We start from the raw sequence: 17284 nt of genomic DNA, 5'->3' as shown, positions 1-17284 counted from the left end.
GTACCCGGCCTGTCAGTGATCTTCCTGCGGAACACCGGGGGGCGGCGCCGCGTGCCGGGCCGGCGGGCCCGCGAGCAGATGGCGGGGGTCGGTGGCCCGGACGATCGCCGACTCCACCGCCGCGATCCGGTCCGCGAGCAGCCCCAGCGCGGCGACCGCCCGGGTCAGGGGGTCGCCGTCCGGGCCGCCGAGTGTCTGCGTGCGGACGTAGGAGGCGGTGATCGCGGACCAGCGCGCGGACTGCCCGGCGGTGAGACGGCCGCGCAGCGCCGCGAGTTTCAGCAGGTTGGACTCGGCGCCGGTGGTCAGCGTCTGGGCCTCGCCCGCGTAGTGGTCGTCGATGACGGCGAGGAGTTCCGCGTCGTTCATCACCGGCACGATCCGTTCGGCGATCTTGTTCATGTTGCGGTACGAACCCTGCAGCCGGAACGGCGGTTCGGTCCGCGTCGCGTCCGTCTGCGCGGCCGAGGCGATGTACGCGGCGTTCACGGCCAGCACCGTGTCCCGCGCGGTCAGCAGATGGCGCAGGACCGAGACGATCCGCTCCGCCTCGGCGGGCGCGTACGGATGGTCGAACCGGTCCGCGCCCACGGCCGGGGCCGTGCCGGAGGCGAGCCGCAGGAACCGGGCGAAATCCTCGCGGGACCGCCCGGCGAGCGGCGCCAGCACCGGGTTGGCGGTCAGCGCGTTCTCGATGAAGCTCAGCGCGAAGACGTCCTCGCGACCGCTCAGCACCTCGCCGAGATTCCATACGTCGGCCCGGTTGGCGAGCATGTCGGGCACCTGGAACCGTGCCCCCGACTCGGTGTACGGATTGCCCGCCATGCACACCGCGAACCGCTTGCCCCGCAGGTCGTAGCTGCGCGGCTCGCCGTCCCGCACGCCCTCGATCCGGCGGGTGGCGTCGCAGAGCGGAATGAACTTCTGGAGCAGTTCGGGCGAGGTGTGCTGGATGTCGTCGAGGTAGAGCAGCGTGTTGTTGCCCGTCTCCAGGGCGAAGTTGATCTTCTCGATCTCCTGGCGGGCGGTCGCGGTGCGCGCCTGTGCCGGGTCGAGGGAGGTCACGTCATGGCCGAGGTTCGGCCCGCTGATCTTGACGAGGACCAGCCCGAGCCGGTCGGCCACGTACTCCATGAGCGTCGTCTTGCCGTAGCCGGGCGGCGACACCAGCAGCAGCAGGCCCTGCGAGTCGGTGCGCCGGTCGGCGTCGGCGGTGCCCAGCTGCTTGGCGAGGCTGTCGCCGATCAGCGGCAGATACACCTCGTCCAGGAGCCGGTTGCGGACGAACGCCGACATGACGCGCGGCCGGTGGTCGTCCAGCCGCAGCCGGGCGCGTTCGGCGGTCACGAGTGCGGTGCGCCGGCGCTGGTAGGCCCGGAACCCGGGCACCGTGCTGGTGCGGAACTCGGCCGTACGGGCCAGGAGTTCGTCGATGCGGACGGTCAGCCGGCCGCGGTCGACGCGTGGATGGGCGCCGAGCAGACCGTCCACGGTCGCGGTGAGCGGCGCCTCGCACTCGTACCGGTCGAGCACCGGCTCCGGGCAGAGCTCCACGGCGACGGCCTCCGCCAGATCGCCCGCGTCGATCTCGTTGCCGCTCGCGGCGGCGTACGGGACGAGCCAGCCCTCGACCAGCTGGCGCCGGGCGGAGAGGTCGTCGTGGAGGGCGGCGAGATCCTCGTCGTACGCCGAGGAGCCGGTCGCACGGCGGAACTTGTCCAGGAACGTGCGGACGGCGGCGCTCGTGACGAATCCGGCCGGTCCGCTCGTCAGCTCCTCGAAGAGGTACGCGGCGACGGCCCCGGCGTCCGCGCCCCGGACGCCGACGGCCCCGGAATCCTCGCCACGGATGACGTCCGCCCACTCCTCCTGGAGCGCGGCGACGGCCGGGGCGAGGCCGAACGTCTCACGCGCGCGGGCCAGCGAGAGGGCCCGCCGGGTCCAGGAGACGCGCCGGGCCTCGTCCGTCCCGTACGCCCAGAAGAGCTGCGCCGCCGCTCGCACGACGGGCGGGCGGCGCAGCAGTCCGGCCCCGGCGTGCAGCCCGAGCAGGGCGGTGAGGATCGCGGCGGCGTCCTCGTCGTGGACACCGCGCTGGTGGCCCTCGTCGTACGCGTCCGCCGCCGACTTCCGTACCAGGGACGTGAGTTCCCCGGCGTCCAGGGCGGCGAGGGTGTCGGCGCCGTGCTCGTCCAGGAGCCGGGCCGCCAGATGCTCGGCACGGTAGACGTGCGGGGACTCGGAGGGCAGCGTCTGGTCCCAGTACGGACGGGTGGCCTCGAACTCCGGGTCGGTGACCGGCGCCCGGTAGTCCGTGCCGGTGAGCGCGAACGCGAGCCGGTCGCCCTGCGGGACGAGCGTCAGGTCGAAGGGCTGGGTGTTCACCGCGAACCGGTGCCGGCCGAGCCGGATCGTGGCGCCGCCGTCCGCGTACAGCTCACCGCGGTCGCGCAGGGCCCGTCCGGCCTCCTGGCGGGCGGCCAGCAGCTGCCCGTCGAGCTCCTCGGCGCGCACCGGGTCACCGAGCTCCCGCAGCTCGTCCGCGGTGCGGCGGACCTTGGCGACCATCGGGTCGGAGCCGAAGTACGTGTGGACGGCGTCCAGGTCGGGCAGCGCCGCCAGGCGCCGGGAGACGGTCTCCAGGACCCGGGCCGCCGAATCCGCCAGCCGCTCCGCCCGCCGGGCACGGGCGTCCTGCAGGGTCTGCTTGCGGGCCGAGAACGCCTCGTACACCTCCGTGCGCCGCTCGGCCAGCTCGGCGAGAAAGTCGTCGAACTCCGCGAACCGCGACTCCAGGTTCTCCAACTGGAGCAGCAGCCTGCTCAGTTGGTCGTCGCAGGCGTCCGGAGTGTCCGCGGCGGCCAGCGCCCCGGTGACGGCCTGTCCGAGCAGCGCGAACTCGGCGGCGAACTCGGCGCGGCCCTCGTGGTCGAGGAGTTCGCGGCGTCGCGCGTCGAGGGTGGCGCGGGCCCGGTTGACCCCGCCGAGGACCTCGGCGATCCGCTCCAGGATCGACGTACGGACCGTCGCGTCACCGATGTCGAGCCCGGCGACCACGTCGGTGACGGTGCCCAGGCCGTCCGTCATCTCCGTCAGCCGGTCGCCGAGCGCCGAGGCGTCCACGACGGTGGTGAGCGCGGACGCCTCGGCGGTCAGGCGCGCGATGTCCTCGTGGTAGCCGGTGAACGCGTCGTCCCGGCCGAGGAACGCCACCGCGCGCCGGCCGGCCGCGTCGATGTCGTCGGCCGTGGCGGCGGTCAGCTCGGCGATCCGCTCGGTGTCCGCGTACCGCATCTCGGCGAGGGTCGCCAAATGACCGTGCGCGCGGCGCAGTTCGGTGAGCTGGGCCACCCAGGCGGCGGCCGTGCGCGGGGCCTCGCCACGGATGCGGCGGACGAGCGCGGTGAGCCGCTCGGTCGTCCCGGTGAGGGCGTCGGCGGCCTGCCGGGTCAGCTCCCGCACCGTCTCGAACTCGGCGAGGACCTGCTGGGCGGTGTCCCGCAGCTCCGCCAGCGGGGCGGCGAGCGCGCCGAGCTCGGGGTCGGTGAGCCAGTGGTAGCGGTCGGTGGCGCGGGTGCAGTCCGCGACCAGCTGGGCGTAGACGGCGGCGGTCGGGGTCGTCTCGGCGGCGCTGTGCGCGAGCGCCAGGCAGTCGGAGATGCCGCGCACCAGATCGGCGTTGCCGACCCGGGCGAGCGGACCGGTCCCGGCGGGGCGGGAGGCGGCGTGGGTGTCGGAGACGTACGGGGTCAGCCAGCGCTGCACCGGGTGGACCCGGGCCGGTTCGTCACCCGTGGCGGTGGAGCGCAGCAGGACCAGCGTGCCGTCGTCGAGCAGGGCGTGGCCACGGCCCTGGAGCGGAGTGGCGACCTCCTGCCGGATCAGGTTGTAGGGCAGGAGCAGACCGCGGCCGTCGTCGGGGGAGCGGAAGACGTAGAGGACGTCCTCGCCGTTCGGGGAGCGGACCGCGCCCTCGAAGACCGGGTCGGTGAGCGGCTCGGCGATGTCGAAGGTCTTCGCGGTGCCGGTGGTGAGGTAGTAGCCGCCGGGGAAGATGATCCCCTGGTCCTCCGGCAGCCGGTGGCAGGCGGGCCCGATGCCGTCCAGGCGCAGGACCGTGCCGAGCAGCGTGTTGAAGACCAGGTACCGCCACGACTCCTCGTTGTACGGACGGACGCGGAGCAGGATCAGCGGCCCGATCGCGGCATGCTCGACGTCCGCGTCGGCGAGGGACTGGAGGGGTTCGGTGACCGGCTCCTCGTAGATCCCGTCCGGGGAGTCGGTGTCGTTGACCGTCTTGACGGTGAGGGTGCCGCCGAGCGTGTCGACGAACAGGGCGGCGCCCGTGCCGTCCGCGTCCCCGACCACGGCGATGTGCGGGTGCCGGCCCAGGACGTGGGACTCGCGGCCCGCGACGGTCCAGGTGAAGTCGTGCGACGGCGGGAAGACGTGGTCACGGTCGCCGCGCGCGTCGAGGAAGGCGCCGGGCGAACCGTCCGGGCCGAGCGCCCAGCGCAGTACGCGGATGCCGTCGGCGCTCTCGCCGGTCCGGAAGACGGCGAGCAGCCTGCCGTCCACGCGGCGCAGCCGCAGCAGGCGGGCGTCGCGGTAGTAGCGGTGCAGCGCGGTGAACTCGCGTACGAAAGCCTCGTCCGCGAGCAGGCCGTCCTGGTCCGGTGCGGTCAACTCCGGCTCGTACAGGGCGAGTACATCCTGGACCTCGGGCGGTTGTGCCGCCCCCGGGCCGCGCTCGAAGCCGAACAGCAGCCGGCCGCCGACGGCCACCAGGTCGCGGGGTACGGACGCCTGATCGGTGCGGATCCGCTCGGAGCCGGTGAGCCGCAGCTCGGTCGAGCCGAACTCCTCCGTGCGCCGCGCGTTGAGCGTCTCGGCGCGGCTCGCGAGTTCGGCGGCCCGGTCGGCCAGCCGGCGGCGCAGCACGTCGTACGTCCCCGCGTCCACGGGGCCGCCGGTGGGCGGTGCGGTCGTGGTGTCGGTTTCCATACGTACGGCTCTCCCTACGAGGTCTGTGGTGCGGGTGGTGCGGGGCCCGCCCGGTGCTGGGGACGGGAGCGGTCACCGGACGGGCCCGGGGTCGCCCGGGGCCGGGCCCTGTCGCCCGGCCCCGGATGCCGCTGGGGGTCCTTCGTTCGGATCAGGCCGGATCGGGGAGCGGTGCCGGGGCACCCGAGCCCGGCGTGATCCGAACGAGAGGCCCTACGCGACCGGCGACCCGTTCCGTGCGGCGGGTACGTCCGAGCCACCCGCCCCGACGGCCGGACCGCTCACCGCGGCCCCGCCGACCGCCCCGGTCACCGCGGACACCGGCACGTCGGCCAGGCCCAGCTCCTGGACCACCGTCAGCAGTTTCTGCGCCTGCCCCGGCGCGAGCCCCGCGCCCGGCGTCCGCATCATCCGCATCAGCAGCGCCGACACCGTGAGGTTCTGCACGTCCCCCGTCGTCACCGACCCCAGCACCCGCGTCAGATCGTCGGTGAACGACGACGTGCCGTTCAGCCACGGACCCGCGAGCGCCTTCGCCGTGTCCGAGTTCTCCACGAATCCGTCGAAGCTCTTGCCCATCGAGACGGCCGACACGAGGCGGTCGAAGAAGACCGACTCCCCGCCGACGATGTCGATGTCGGCGTTCTCCAGCCCGGTGGCCAGCACCGTCGCCTGCGCCTCGGCGACCTGCCGCTGCACATCGAGCCCCGCCAGCCGGATCTCCTTCTCGGCGGCGAGCCGCAGCCGGTACTCCTCGTGGCCGCGCGAGGCGTCGTCGAGCGCCGCCATCGCGGCCGCCTTCTCGGTGAGGCCCGCGGCCTCGGCCTTCAGCTTCTCGCCGATCATCGCCGCGTCGGCGGTCGCCTGGGCCTGGGTGCCCTCCGCGACGGCCAGCGCCTTGAGCCTGGCCCCCTCCGCCTCCGCCCGGAGCCGGGCGGACGCGGCCTCGGCCTCGGCGAGCCCCTTCTTCTCGATGACGTCGGCCTCCGCGTCGCGTACCTGGACCTCCGCGAGGCCGGCAGCCGCGGACTCCGCCTGGATGCCCTCGGCCAGCCGCAGCTTCGCCTGGGCGTCCAGGTCCGCGGTCTTCAGCCGGGCCTCGGCGAGCGTCAGCTGCTCGGCCGCCAGGTGGCCGGCCGCGGCCTCCGCCGCCTCCGCGGCCTTGATGTCCTTGACCAGCTTCTCCTGGGCCTCCGCCTCGGCGGCGATGATGACCGACTTGCGGGTGCGCTCCGACTCCTCGACGGCCCGCAGGGTCCTGATGGACTCCTCCTGTTCCGCGACCGTGCGGTCCACGGCGATCCGCTCCCGGATCACATCGGCGACCTCGCGGCGCTCGGCCTCGACCTCCTTGGTCGCGGCGATCCGGTCGAGTTCGGTCTGCCGCTCGCGCCCGATGACCTCGATCAGCCGGTCCTTCTCGATGCGCTCGTTCTCCACGGCGATGACCCGCTCGCGGTTCTTCTGCGCGACGGCGATCTCCCGCGCCTGGTTCTCGCGCTGGATGCCGAGCTGCTCCTCGGTGCGGATGAACGCGGTCTGGGCGCCGAGCCGTTCCTCCTCCTGCACCCGGGCGGTGACGGCCTCCTCGCGGGCCCGCAGCGTCTCGACCTCGCGGCGCTGCTTGATCTCGGCCTCGGCCTGCCGGCGCTCCAGCTCCAGGATGGTCTCGCGGGCGTCGACGTTCTGCCGGGTGATCTCCTTCTGCTCGGTGCGCTGGTACTCGTTGGTGCGCACGTGCTCGATCGCCGTCAGTTCGGTGATCTTGCGGATGCCCTGGGCGTCGAGGATGTTGGCGCCGTCGAGCTGCGCCATGGGCGTCTGCTCCAGGAAGTCGATCGCCGCGTCGTCGAGGTGGTAGCCGTTCAGGTCCGTGCCGATGACCCGGATGATCCGGTCCCGGAACTCCTCGCGCTTGGTGTACAGATCGACGAAGTCCAGCTGCTTTCCGACGGTCTTGAGCGCCTCGGCGAACTTCGCGGCGAAGAACTCCTGGATCGCCACCTTGTCGCTGGCCCGCCCCGTACCGATGGACTGGGCGACCTTGATGACGTCCTCGACGGTCTTGTTGACGCGGACGAAGAAGGTGATGTGGATGTCCGCGCGGATGTTGTCCTGGCAGATCAGGCCCTCGCGCCCGGTGCGGCGGATCTCGATGGTCTTCACCGAGATGTCCATGTACTCGGCCTTGTGCAGCACCGGCAGGACGACGGCTCCGGTGAAGGTGACATCGACCTTCTTGGTCTTGGAGATGATCAGTGCCTTGCCCTGTTCCACCTTGCGGAAGAGCCGGCTGACGACGAGAAGCAGGGCGACGGCGATGAGCAGGACGACGGCTACGAGCACACCGAAGCCCAGGGTGATGGCATCCATGACAGTCCTTGGCGGCTGGTGAGGAAGGTGGTGAGGTATGAGGGGCCCGGACGGACGGCCGGGCGGTTTCGTGGACGCGGCCACGAATGCGACGGGACGGGCGGAACCGTCAGCCGGCGCGACGCGGAGTCCGGCGCACCGCGGGACGGGTGTCCGGGCGCGGGCTCGTAGGTAGTTTCGGCGGTCCCGGGTCCAGCGCCCTGTCGTACGGCGAGACCCAGAAGAACTCGCCCTCTTCGTCGTAGGCGTAGAGAAGCCCCGCACTGCCCGAGACGAGAACCGCGCCGTCCGTGGCACGCGTGTCGGCCGCGTCGTCCGTGGCCTCCGGGCCGTCCGTCGGACGCAACAGCCTGACCTGGACGATCGCGGTGGAGCCGTCGACGGCGGCGACCTCGGCCTGGCCGAAGTCGGCGCTGACGGAACCGGTACGGATCGTGCAGATCCGGCCGAGGAAGTCCTGGCGCGAGGGAGGAGGTTCGTCGGGGAACCGCCGGCGCACCCAGCGCCCCAGCATCCGCGTCACGGCCCAGGCGATCAGCAGCGCCCCGGCGAGCACGGCGCAGGCGAGCCAGGCGCGGGTGAGGCCGGTGACATCGCTGCGGTGCAGCAGGACCGTACCGGCCAGACTCGTGAACCAGCCGACGACGACCATCACGGACACCGAGACGGTGACCGGCACTCCGCCGATCCCGGCCATGTGGGTGTCGAGGTCCCCGTCGAAGGAATGGTGATCGGCCGCACCGGCCAGCACGAGGAGCCAGAAGAAGACGACCACGACCAGCGCGGCGGCGAACAGGACGGCCGGGAAGGCGGTTGCCGCGCTCAGGAACTCCCGCATCGTCCACCCCCTCCCTGTCATCGGGGGTGGTTCCCGGTGGTGACCCCGGTGCTGCGGCGTGCAGAGAGCGGCGCCGCAGCAGCCGGGTCTTCCCCCGTGTTCCCCCGTGTTTCCCCCGGTTGGTGCTGACCTGATCGTGTCATTCGAAGCGATGGCATCGCACTGCCGGAATCCGGCAATCTTTGTACGCCCTCGATGCCGGGCACCGGCACCGGCCGGTGTGCGTTGTGGTGAGTGTCGAGGTCGCGTCAGAACTGGAGGAGTACGCGTGGCGGTGCCGAAGGTTTCCGACGAGTATCTGGGGGACTATGTCCGCATCCTGGCCGATGTCGCCGCCACCGGGCGCCGACTGACCCGGGATGAGCTGGACACCCGCCGCGTCCTGGGCCGGGAGGCCGCCGAGGCCGGATGCCAGCTGCGTGCCCTGGTCGGCCTCCATCTCGCGGCGACCCGCACCGACTGGCCGCGCGCCGCGTCGGCCGATGCCGCGTCCACCGACGCCGTGCTGGCCGCGGTCGAGCAGGCCGTCGACGCCTTCGCCGAGGGTTTCGAGCGGGCCCAGCGGCTCACCGTGCGGCGCGAGGAGGCGGCCCGCCGCGAGTTCATCGACGATCTGCTGTACGGGCGCAGCGATCTGGGCCGGCTCGCCGAGCGGGCCACCCGGTTCGGGCTGCGCCTCTCGCGCGCCCACGCGGTCGCGGTGGCGTCGGGCCCGGAGGCGTACACCGAGACGGACTCCGTGCCGCGCACCGTGGAGGCGGCGCTGCTCACGCGGTTCAGCGGCCGGAAGATCCTGATCACGACGAAGGACGGGCGGCTGGTCTGCATCGCTCCCGGCAGCCAGCCCGACGTCCTGCGGTATTTCGCCAAGCAGTCGCACGCGGCGACGGACGGCGGCCGGGTCGCCGTCGGCCGCCCGCACCGGGGACCCGGCGGCGTGGTCCAGTCCTACGACGAGGCGCTCGACGCACTCGATCTCGCGGAGCGGATGGATCTGGACGATCCGGTGCTGTACGCGGCCGATCTGCTGGTCTATCCGGTACTGACCCGGGACCGGCAGGCGATGGCCGATCTGGTGCGCAGTCAGCTGGGCCCGCTCCAGCAGGCGCGCGGCGGCGCCGAGCCCCTGCTGCGGACGCTCACCGCCTACTTCGACTCGGGCTGCGTGGCCGCCGAGACGGCGCGCCGGCTGTCGCTGAGCGTGCGGGCGCTGACCTACCGGCTGGAGCGGATCCATCAGCTGACCGGTGCCGATCCGTCCGACCCGATGCACCGTTACACGCTGCAGACGGCGGTCATCGGCGCCCGGCTGCTGGACTGGCCGGCCAAGGATCTGTGACCCGTCCCGCACCGATGCGCCGCCCGTGCGGGCGCCGAGCTCTTCCCGGCCGGTCGTCAACGTCCGCAACGGGTGGCGGCGGTGGGACCCGACCTCGGATACGGGCCGGACCGACGCCCCCCGTCGGCAGCGGCGGTGGTGGTGGCGGCGAGGGCCCGTCCGGGGGCCTGCGCGGTCAGTTGGGGATCGACGGTGAGGACGGTCACCCCGAGCGGTGTGCCGAGTGCGCGCAGGGCCGGTTCGGAGAGCCGGATCCAGCGCTGTCCGTCGCCCAGGGTGGCGGACAGCCGGTGCGCGGAGGTGAAGCCGACGGCCGTGCGGTCGCCCAGCGGCGTACGGAAGAAGCGTGCTGTCCACCCGGTGGCGCAGCCGACCGGTCCCGGCCGGACGGGGACGAAGAGCGGTCCGGCCGGGCCGGGTTCAAGAGGTTCGGGATCGTCCGTTCCGCTGCGTTCGGACATGGTGTGCCTCCTCGACGGGGCCGGGGTGCGGGGTTGCTGCGCACCTCAACGTTATGCCCCCGGGACAGGGGCGCCGGGAGGGCCTTGACGTGCCCGTGACGCGAAACCCCGCCCCCGTTACGCGTTGCTGACGCGTGCGGGCGGGGCGGGGTCTCGTAAGGAAGTGGCCGGGGGCGCGCATCGGGGGAGTAGCGCACCCCCGGCCTGCCGGACGCGGACCGGTGGTCAGTCGGTCCGCGGTCGTTCCGGCGGTACGGGGGCGGGCCGGGAGGCCGGTCCGGGCGTGGGTCCTACAGGTCGAACTCGTGCGGCGGAAGGTCGAGCGCGAAGCACGCCTCGCGCACGACGGCCTGCTCCGTCTTGTCGAAGTCGCCGTCGGCGCCGCCGATGACGATGCCGATCTGGATGACGGCACGCGCCTCGGCGGGCTTCTTCTTCGCCTTGCCGATCTCCTGCAGCACGCTGACCTTGCCGAAGGCGAAGTCGGCGGTGAGCTTGTTCACATAGTCGTTGAAGCGGCGCTGCAGATCGTCCGCCGGGAAGTTCTGCAGAACCTCGTTGGTGGCGATCAGTGAGGCGACACGCTGGCGTTCGGACGGATCGATGGAACCGTCGGCGGCGGCGACCAGGGCGCACATGGCCATGCTCGCGTCGCGGAACGCGCCGCTCTTCAGGTCGTTCTTCTTCGCTTCCAGCTGCGACTGCATCGACGAAGCGGATTCCTTGATCCGATCCCACAGTGCCATGTCGTCTCCATACGTTGCGTTGCGTTGTGTTGCCGGAACGAAAACCAACTCTACAGACGTGTAGAAGTGAGTGGGGCGGGTGCCTGGTGTGTCCGGAAACGACGGCAAGTGCGATGCCGGGGAAGAGGTGTGCCCGTGCGCTGTCCAGGGCCCCGGGCCGGAACGTCGTCCCGACGGCCGTCCGGCCTCAGTCGGCGGACGAGGCGAACTCCTCCTGCGCGGCGGGCGCCGGACGGGCCGCGGGAATCCGGCCGCTGCCCGGCGCGTCCCCGCCGCTCCGGCCGCGCCACGCCTGGACCCGGGCCGCGACCGGCTGGGTCCAGCGGGCGGTGAGCGGTCCGACGATGACGAGGATGAGGACGTACGCGGTGGCGATGGGCCCGATACGGGGCTCGGTCGCCACGGCCAGGCCGGCGATGACGATGGAGAACTCGCCGCGGGCCACGAGCGTTCCACCGGCCCGCCAGCGTCCGGGCGAACCGATCCCGGCCCGCCGTGCCGCGTACCAACCGGTGCCGATCTTGGTGAAGACGGTGACGATCGCCAGCAGCGCCGCCGGAAGCAGCACCGGCGGGATCGCGGACGGATCGGTGGAGAGTCCGAAGAACACGAAGAAGACGGCGGCGAACAGATCCCGCAGCGGGGTCAGCAGCTTGCGCGCACCCTCGGCGACCTCGCCCGACAGTGCGATCCCGACCAGGAACGCCCCGACGGCCGCGGACACCTGCAACTCCTGTGCCACACCGGCCACCAGGACGGTCAGGCCGAGCACGACCAGGAGCAGCATCTCCGGATTGTCGGAGGACACGGCCCGGCTGATCAGCCGTCCGTGCCGCAGTGCCAGATAGAGCACGAACCCGACGGTGCCGAGCGCGATGAGCAGCGCCATGCTGCCCCCGGCGAGTCCCACTCCCGCGAGCATCGCGGTGAGCAGCGGCAGATACACGGCCATCGACAGGTCCTCGATGACCAGGACCCCCAGGATGACGGGTGTCTCCCGGTTTCCCAGCCGTCCCAGATCGGTGAGCACCTTCGCGATCACCCCGGACGACGAGATCCAGGTGACGCCGGCCAGCGCCACGGCCCCCACGGGCCCCCAGCCGAGCAGCAGCGCCGCCACCGCCCCCGGGGTCGCGTTGAGCACGAAGTCCACGGCCCCGGAGGGGTATTGCGTCTTGAGACTGGTCACCAGCTCCGAGGCGCTGTATTCGAGGCCGAGCAGGAGCAGCAGGAGGATGACGCCGATCTCGGCGCCGACGGCGGTGAATTCCTCACTGGCCCCCAGCGGCAGCAGCCCACCCTGCCCGAAGGCGAGCCCCGCCAGCAGATACAGCGGGATCGGCGAGAGCCCTATTCGCCCGGCGAAGCGCCCGATGATGCCGAGTCCCAGAATGACGGAGCCGAGCTCCACCAGCAGCGCGGTCGTGTCGTGCACGGTCAGCCCTCCGAAATGATCTCGGAGAGCGCGTCGACGCCCTCCCTCGTACCTACGACGACGAGCGTGTCCCCGATGGCCAGCCGGAAGTCCGGCCCGGGAGACGGATGCGCACTGTGCGTGCGCAGCACGGCCACGATCGAGGCCCCCGTCCGCGTCCGCGCCTGCGTGTCCCCGAGCAGCCGCCCGCCGTACGGGGAGCGGGTTCCGAGCGGTATGTGCTCGGTGACGAGGTCGATGCCCTCGGTGCGTACCGCGTCGATGGGCGCGGAGTCGATGAGGTGCGCGAGGCCGGTGGCCTCCTGCGGTGTCAGGGGTACCGAGAGGCGGCACGAATCAGGGTCGTCCTGGTCGTAGAAGCCGATGAACCGCCGCCCGTCGTGGTGGACGACGACGGAGATGTGCTGTCCCGACTCAGTCGTGTAGTCGTACTGCACACCGACTCCGGGCAGCGTGGTGCGGTGGGTTCCCATGACGTCCTCCCGAGGGGTGCGGCGGTGCGGCGATGCACTTGGTGATCTCTTTAGCTACGCATTACCTTATCCGGAGGCTTCCGCCGCCTTCGGGTGTACGGCCGAGGACGCGGCCCGTCGGCCCGGCCCGATCCGGACGGGAGACCCTAGACTCGCCGGGCCGGAGCGCGGCCGGGGCCACCTTCCGCGCGACCACAGCAACCGTCGGAAGGGCCGGGGATGCCGGACAGTCGAGAGCTCAAATTCCGGGCGGTCACGTCGTTCCAGCGGCATGTCGCCAACCCGCTCACCAGACGGCTGCGGTCGCAGACCCTCCTGGAGACGACGGGCCGCACCTCGGGCCGCCCGCGCCGCACCCCGCTCGGCGGCCGGCGCGTGGGCCAGGAGTTCTGGCTGGTGTCGGAGTACGGCGAGAAGTCGCACTACATCCGCAACATCCAGGCCGACCCCCGGGTCCGGGTCAGGATCAAGGGGCGGTGGCACACCGGTACCGCCCACCTCCTGCCCGAGGACGACGCCCGTGCCCGGCTCAAGAAGCTGCCGCGGTACAACAGCGCCGCGGTGCGGGCGCTGGGGACGAACCTGCTGACGGTGCGGGTGGATCTGGCGGACTGACGCCGCCCCCGGTCCGGACATGCGCGTGCCCGGCCGGTGCGGTGCCGGCCGGGCACGGGCGGGGGTGCGGTCCGGATCAGTCGGTGATCTCGATCTTCCCGTTGGCGGTCGCGGCGGTCGCGTCCGCGGCCCGGTCGGGCAGCTCGGCCGAAGCCGCGGTGCCGGTCGTGCCCTTGAGGTTCTTCAGCAGGGCGGCCAGGTCGACTCCCGTGGTGGAGCTGAGGAGTTCCATGCCCTGGGCGACGTTGTCCGTGACGGTGCGCGACAGCCGGCTCGCGCCGTCCGTCGAGATCACGGTCATCTTGTCGATGGCGCTCAGCGGTTCGGACGCCTTGGCGACGACCTGCGGCAGCACCTCGACCAGCATCTGGAGCACGGCCGCGTCGCCGTACTGCGCGAAGGCGTCCGCCTTCTTCTGCATGGCCTCGGCCTCGGCCGCGCCCTTGGCCGCGATGGCCGCGGCCTCCGCCTCGCCCTCGATGCGTACGGCGTCGGCGAGCGCCGAACGGTGCAGCTTCTCGCCCTGACCGGTCAGCCGGGAGCGCTCGGCTTCCGCCTCGGCCTCCTTGACCTGGGCGATCCGGCGGGCCTCGGCCTCCTGCTCGGCCTGGTAGCGGGCGGCGTCTGCGGGCTTGCGGACCTTGGTGTCGAGCTCGCGGTCGGTCAGCGCGGCCTGCCGCTGGGCGACCTTCTCCTGCTCCTCCAGGACTTCCTGCTGGCGGGCGGCCTCGGCGAGCGGGCCCGCCGCGTTGGCCTTGGCCGCGGCGGCTTCCGTCTCGGCCTTGATCTCGGCCTGCTTGAGGTAGAAGGTCCGCTCGGCGATGGCGATCTCCTCGGCCGCCTTGAGCCGGGCCTGCTCGGAGGCGCGCTTGGCGATCGCCTCGGCGATGTCCGCCTCCTGCTTGGCGCGGGCGGCCTCGGGGCGACCGAGGTCTTCGAGGTAGGAGCCCTCGGTGGTGATGTCCTGGATCTGGAAGGCGTCCAGGATCAGGCCCTGGCCGGAGAGGCTGGCCTCGGCCTCCTCCGCGACCTGACCGGCGAACGCGGCGCGGTCGCGGATGATGTCCTCGACCGACATCCGGCCGACGATGGCGCGCAGGGCGCCGGAGAGCACTTCCTGGGTGAAGCCGACGATGCCGTTCTGCTGCTGGAGGAATCGCTGGGCGGCGGCCCGGATCGCTTCCTCGCTGCCGCCGACCTTGACGATCGCCACGCCTTCGAGGTTGGACTTCACACCCCGCAGGGTGACGGCTCCGCGCACGGCCACCGGGATGTGCCGGCTGGACAGGTCCAGGGTGAACTTCTGCTGGACGAACGGGACGACGAAGACGCCGCCGCCGACGACGACCTTCTGGCCGCTGTTGTCGATGCTGGTGCGGCCCGTCACCGGGTCGGTCGACTTCTTGCCGCGGCGTCCGGTGATGATGAACGCCTCGCTGGGCCCGGCGACCTTGTAACGGGTGATGACGACGAGGGCGAGCAGTATCAGGAGTACGACGACTCCGATGACTGCGGTCACGACTGGGCTCATAAGGGTGTCCCCCTCTGCCTCCCTGCGGGGACGGCAGCTTGTTTTCGGGCGGTGTATCGGCCGGCGTTGCTCAGCGCTCGACGGAGCGGACCGCGACCGAGGTGGTCGACAGTGCCGCCTCCACCCAGATCTCGGTGCCGCGTGCGATCGGCACCGGGCTCTTCGCCGCCAGCTTCACGGGCTGGCCCGCGAGCCGCAGCAGGACCTCGCCGTAGCCGTCGGCCGGGATGGCCGTGACGACCGACCCGGACGTGCCGACGAGATCCTCGCCGCGCGGTGTGGTGCTGGTCTGGTCCCGCATCAGGGCCCGGCTGAACTTCCAGGTCAGCCAGGCCGCGACGATCCCGGCCAGTACTCCGGCGGCGGTCGCGACGACCGTGCCGGCGCCGGTGGTGCCGAGCACGATCGCGCCGCCGAAGCCGAGCATGGAGAGGAAACCGGCGATGACGGGGAGGGACAGGAGGCCGTCGAAGAGGCCGTCCAGTACGCCTCCGAAAAGGCCTTCGAGGATCCCGTCGAAGATCAGTGACAGGACGAGCAGGACGATTCCCGCGATTCCGAGACCGAGAAACAACGTCACGTGAACACCCTCCCCGAACTCCGCAATCCCCCGCGCATGTCTCCCCCGAGCATTTCCGTCGAACTGGCTGCATGCTCCCATACGAGCTCGGCAACGGACACTGCCGGGTTCTGGCAATCTTTATGCGGCTTTGATGCCGGACAGGTGTTCAGCCAACGTGTCCAGGGACTGGAACGTGGCTCCGAGGAGCGCCACATGCTTCCAGCGCAGCACGCCGTCCGGCCCGATGAGGAAGACCGCGCGGCGCACTCCGATCCCGGGCGCCGCGACGCCGTACGCGCGGGCGGTCTCCCGTCCGGCGTCCGCGAGCAGCGGCATCCGCAGTCCGTGGGCGCGGGCGAACGACTCATGACTGTCCACACCCTGTGGACTGATTCCCCAGACCTCCGCGTCGAGTGCGTCGAAGGTCTCCATGCCCGAGGAGTACGAGCAGAGCTGCTTGGTGCACACGGCCGTGTTGTCGCCCGGGTAGAACGCGAGGACCACGGCGCGCCCGTGTGCGGCGGAGAGGGTGTAGTCGCGGCGCTCGAACGTCTCGCCGGCGAGCGTACCGCCCGGCAGCGTGAACTCCGGTGCGGTCCGGCCGATTTGCGGTGACGATCCCATGTCGGTTCCTCCGAGGTCCGGTGCTGCGGAAGTCTTCCGGGCGGTGTTCCGTACAGCATGCTCGTTACGGGACCGGCCCCGCACCAGGAGGTACCCATGCCAGAGCGACGACCACCGTCCGCCGCCGTGCTCCTGCTGCACGGCGGCCGTGAGACGGGCCTGGGCCCGCCCCCGCCCGGCCCGCTGAACCTGCCCGCCGCGCGGATGCGTCCGTTCGCGCGGGCCCTCGCCGCGGCGACGGGCGACGGCGCGACGGACGTCCTCGTACGCCCCGCCCGCTACACCCACCGAGGCTGGAACGGCTCCCGCGAGGACCCGTTCCACGACGCCGTACGCGCGCTCGACGCGCTGCGCCGCGAGGCCGGTGAGATCCCGGTGGTCCTGGTCGGCCACTCGATGGGCGCCCGCGCCGCCCTGCGCGCCGCCGGTCATCCGCTGGTGCGCGGCGTGGTGGGCCTCGCCCCGTGGTGCCCGGCCGACGATCCGGTCACCCAGCTCGCCGACCGCGATGTCGTTCTGCTGCACAGCACCCGCGACCGGATCACGAATCCGCGGGAGTCCCAGTCCTTCACCGCCCGCGCCCGCCGGGCCGGCGCCCACGCCTGTCTGGTCGCGATCCGGGGCAGCGACCACGCGATGCTGCGGCGTGCCGGTGCCTGGCACGAGCTGACGACCTGTGTCGTCACCGGCCTGCTGGGCCTGGGCCCGCTGCCCGACGCGGTCACGACGGCACTGAGCCTGCCACCGGCGGCCCCGGCGACGGACGGAACCCTCGACCTGGACCGGTTCGACTTCGGCCTCGACCGACGGGCCTACACCTCGTCCGGCCGCCGCCCGGGACGCCACTGCGGGCCGTCCACCGGGAACCGGTAGCACGTGACGGCTCGGAGTGCGGGGTCACGTTCGTTTTCGGGGGTGGTGCCGTGGTGCAGGGGCGGGGGAACGGGAGCACCCTGGTAGGGAGGTGATCGTCATGGTGCAGACAACTGTCGGGTGGCATGTGGATCTGGAATTCGAGGAGGACACCCATCGCACCCGCGCGGCCGCCCTGGTACGGCTTCCGGACGGGAACGAGGTGCGGGCCCATGGGTATGCGAGCCGTCACCCCTCCGACAAGGATCAGCCGAGGGTCGGTGAGGAGATCGCGGGAGCCAGAGCGCTCAATGAACTGGCGATGAAGATGCTGACGAAGGCGCACGACGAGATAGACGAGGCGTCCGGCCGGACGTCGCACCCGCTCAGCTAGGGTCTTTCGTTTGGATCAGGCCGGATCAGGGAGTGGG

At 72.0% G+C, this 17284-nt stretch carries 14 protein-coding genes; 4 read left to right on the top strand and 10 right to left on the bottom strand.

Annotated elements, in window-relative coordinates; all coding sequences use genetic code 11:
- Positions 1-12: 12 nt before the first annotated feature.
- From ACZ68L_RS20425 to ACZ68L_RS20415, 3 genes are all read right to left on the bottom strand, one after another.
- Positions 13-5004, bottom strand: a complete 4992-nt coding sequence (locus ACZ68L_RS20425) for a DNA repair ATPase (protein WP_469578839.1) — start codon at positions 5002-5004, stop codon at positions 13-15.
- Between the two features lie 213 nt (positions 5005-5217).
- A complete protein-coding gene (locus ACZ68L_RS20420) occupies positions 5218-7377 on the bottom strand; it encodes a flotillin family protein (protein ID WP_469578837.1) in 2160 nt (719 codons plus the stop codon).
- Between the two features lie 109 nt (positions 7378-7486).
- Positions 7487-8215: a hypothetical protein gene (locus ACZ68L_RS20415; RefSeq protein ID WP_469578835.1), complete on the bottom strand. Its 729-nt coding sequence runs from the start codon at positions 8213-8215 to the stop codon at positions 7487-7489.
- A 274-nt stretch (positions 8216-8489) separates the two neighbouring features.
- Between ACZ68L_RS20415 and ACZ68L_RS20410 the strand changes: the two genes are divergently transcribed.
- Complete coding sequence (locus ACZ68L_RS20410; RefSeq protein WP_469579152.1) at positions 8490-9554, top strand: PucR family transcriptional regulator; 1065 nt, start codon at positions 8490-8492, stop codon at positions 9552-9554.
- 56 nt (positions 9555-9610) lie between these two features.
- Here the strand turns inward: ACZ68L_RS20410 and ACZ68L_RS20405 are convergent, their stop codons facing one another.
- From ACZ68L_RS20405 to ACZ68L_RS20390, 4 genes are all read right to left on the bottom strand, one after another.
- Positions 9611-10015, bottom strand: coding sequence for an SAV_915 family protein (locus ACZ68L_RS20405; RefSeq protein WP_469578833.1), 405 nt, complete (start codon positions 10013-10015; stop codon positions 9611-9613).
- Positions 10016-10305: 290 nt separating this feature from the next.
- Positions 10306-10761, bottom strand: a complete 456-nt coding sequence (locus ACZ68L_RS20400; protein ID WP_093547903.1) for a tellurite resistance TerB family protein — start codon at positions 10759-10761, stop codon at positions 10306-10308.
- Positions 10762-10948: 187 nt separating this feature from the next.
- Positions 10949-12196, bottom strand: coding sequence for a cation:proton antiporter (locus ACZ68L_RS20395; RefSeq protein ID WP_469578830.1), 1248 nt, complete (start codon positions 12194-12196; stop codon positions 10949-10951).
- A gap of 2 nt (positions 12197-12198) precedes the next feature.
- Entirely contained in the window at positions 12199-12669 is a 471-nt protein-coding gene (locus tag ACZ68L_RS20390) for a cation:proton antiporter regulatory subunit (RefSeq protein ID WP_361447250.1), read from the bottom strand.
- Positions 12670-12888: 219 nt separating this feature from the next.
- Between ACZ68L_RS20390 and ACZ68L_RS20385 the strand changes: the two genes are divergently transcribed.
- Positions 12889-13284 (top strand): nitroreductase/quinone reductase family protein, encoded by a 396-nt coding sequence (locus tag ACZ68L_RS20385; RefSeq protein ID WP_469578827.1) that lies wholly within the window; start codon positions 12889-12891, stop codon positions 13282-13284.
- 76 nt (positions 13285-13360) lie between these two features.
- Here the strand turns inward: ACZ68L_RS20385 and ACZ68L_RS20380 are convergent, their stop codons facing one another.
- The 3 genes from ACZ68L_RS20380 to ACZ68L_RS20370 form a co-directional block, all read right to left on the bottom strand.
- Positions 13361-14815: a flotillin family protein gene (locus ACZ68L_RS20380; RefSeq protein WP_469578825.1), complete on the bottom strand. Its 1455-nt coding sequence runs from the start codon at positions 14813-14815 to the stop codon at positions 13361-13363.
- Positions 14816-14885: 70 nt separating this feature from the next.
- Complete coding sequence (locus ACZ68L_RS20375; protein ID WP_469578823.1) at positions 14886-15395, bottom strand: hypothetical protein; 510 nt, start codon at positions 15393-15395, stop codon at positions 14886-14888.
- A 120-nt stretch (positions 15396-15515) separates the two neighbouring features.
- On the bottom strand, positions 15516-16001 hold the full coding sequence (locus ACZ68L_RS20370; protein ID WP_469578822.1) for a peroxiredoxin: 486 nt from the start codon (positions 15999-16001) through the stop codon (positions 15516-15518).
- A 96-nt stretch (positions 16002-16097) separates the two neighbouring features.
- Here ACZ68L_RS20370 and ACZ68L_RS20365 point away from each other — a divergent pair, with 96 nt between their 5' ends.
- Positions 16098-16874 (top strand): alpha/beta fold hydrolase, encoded by a 777-nt coding sequence (locus ACZ68L_RS20365; RefSeq protein ID WP_469578820.1) that lies wholly within the window; start codon positions 16098-16100, stop codon positions 16872-16874.
- Between the two features lie 100 nt (positions 16875-16974).
- Positions 16975-17247 (top strand): DUF1876 domain-containing protein, encoded by a 273-nt coding sequence (locus ACZ68L_RS20360; RefSeq protein ID WP_469578818.1) that lies wholly within the window; start codon positions 16975-16977, stop codon positions 17245-17247.
- Positions 17248-17284 lie beyond the last annotated feature (37 nt).

The sequence above is a fragment of the Streptomyces sp. NPDC104309 genome (genome assembly GCF_055584025.1).
This window is presented reverse-complemented; position numbering and strand designations above follow the sequence as displayed.

What these genes read in the sequence shown, in the direction of transcription:
- ACZ68L_RS20385 (WP_469578827.1), top strand. Translation starts at nt 12,889, where the DNA reads ATGCCGGACAGTCGAGAGCTCAAATTCCGGGCGGTCACGTCGTTCCAG.
- ACZ68L_RS20390 (WP_361447250.1), bottom strand. Translation starts at nt 12,669, where the DNA reads ATGGGAACCCACCGCACCACGCTGCCCGGAGTCGGTGTGCAGTACGAC.
- ACZ68L_RS20415 (WP_469578835.1), bottom strand. Translation starts at nt 8,215, where the DNA reads ATGCGGGAGTTCCTGAGCGCGGCAACCGCCTTCCCGGCCGTCCTGTTC.
- ACZ68L_RS20425 (WP_469578839.1), bottom strand. Translation starts at nt 5,004, where the DNA reads ATGGAAACCGACACCACGACCGCACCGCCCACCGGCGGCCCCGTGGAC.
- ACZ68L_RS20360 (WP_469578818.1), top strand. Translation starts at nt 16,975, where the DNA reads ATGGTGCAGACAACTGTCGGGTGGCATGTGGATCTGGAATTCGAGGAG.
- ACZ68L_RS20365 (WP_469578820.1), top strand. Translation starts at nt 16,098, where the DNA reads ATGCCAGAGCGACGACCACCGTCCGCCGCCGTGCTCCTGCTGCACGGC.
- ACZ68L_RS20370 (WP_469578822.1), bottom strand. Translation starts at nt 16,001, where the DNA reads ATGGGATCGTCACCGCAAATCGGCCGGACCGCACCGGAGTTCACGCTG.
- ACZ68L_RS20400 (WP_093547903.1), bottom strand. Translation starts at nt 10,761, where the DNA reads ATGGCACTGTGGGATCGGATCAAGGAATCCGCTTCGTCGATGCAGTCG.
- ACZ68L_RS20405 (WP_469578833.1), bottom strand. Translation starts at nt 10,015, where the DNA reads ATGTCCGAACGCAGCGGAACGGACGATCCCGAACCTCTTGAACCCGGC.
- ACZ68L_RS20380 (WP_469578825.1), bottom strand. Translation starts at nt 14,815, where the DNA reads ATGAGCCCAGTCGTGACCGCAGTCATCGGAGTCGTCGTACTCCTGATA.
- ACZ68L_RS20420 (WP_469578837.1), bottom strand. Translation starts at nt 7,377, where the DNA reads ATGGATGCCATCACCCTGGGCTTCGGTGTGCTCGTAGCCGTCGTCCTG.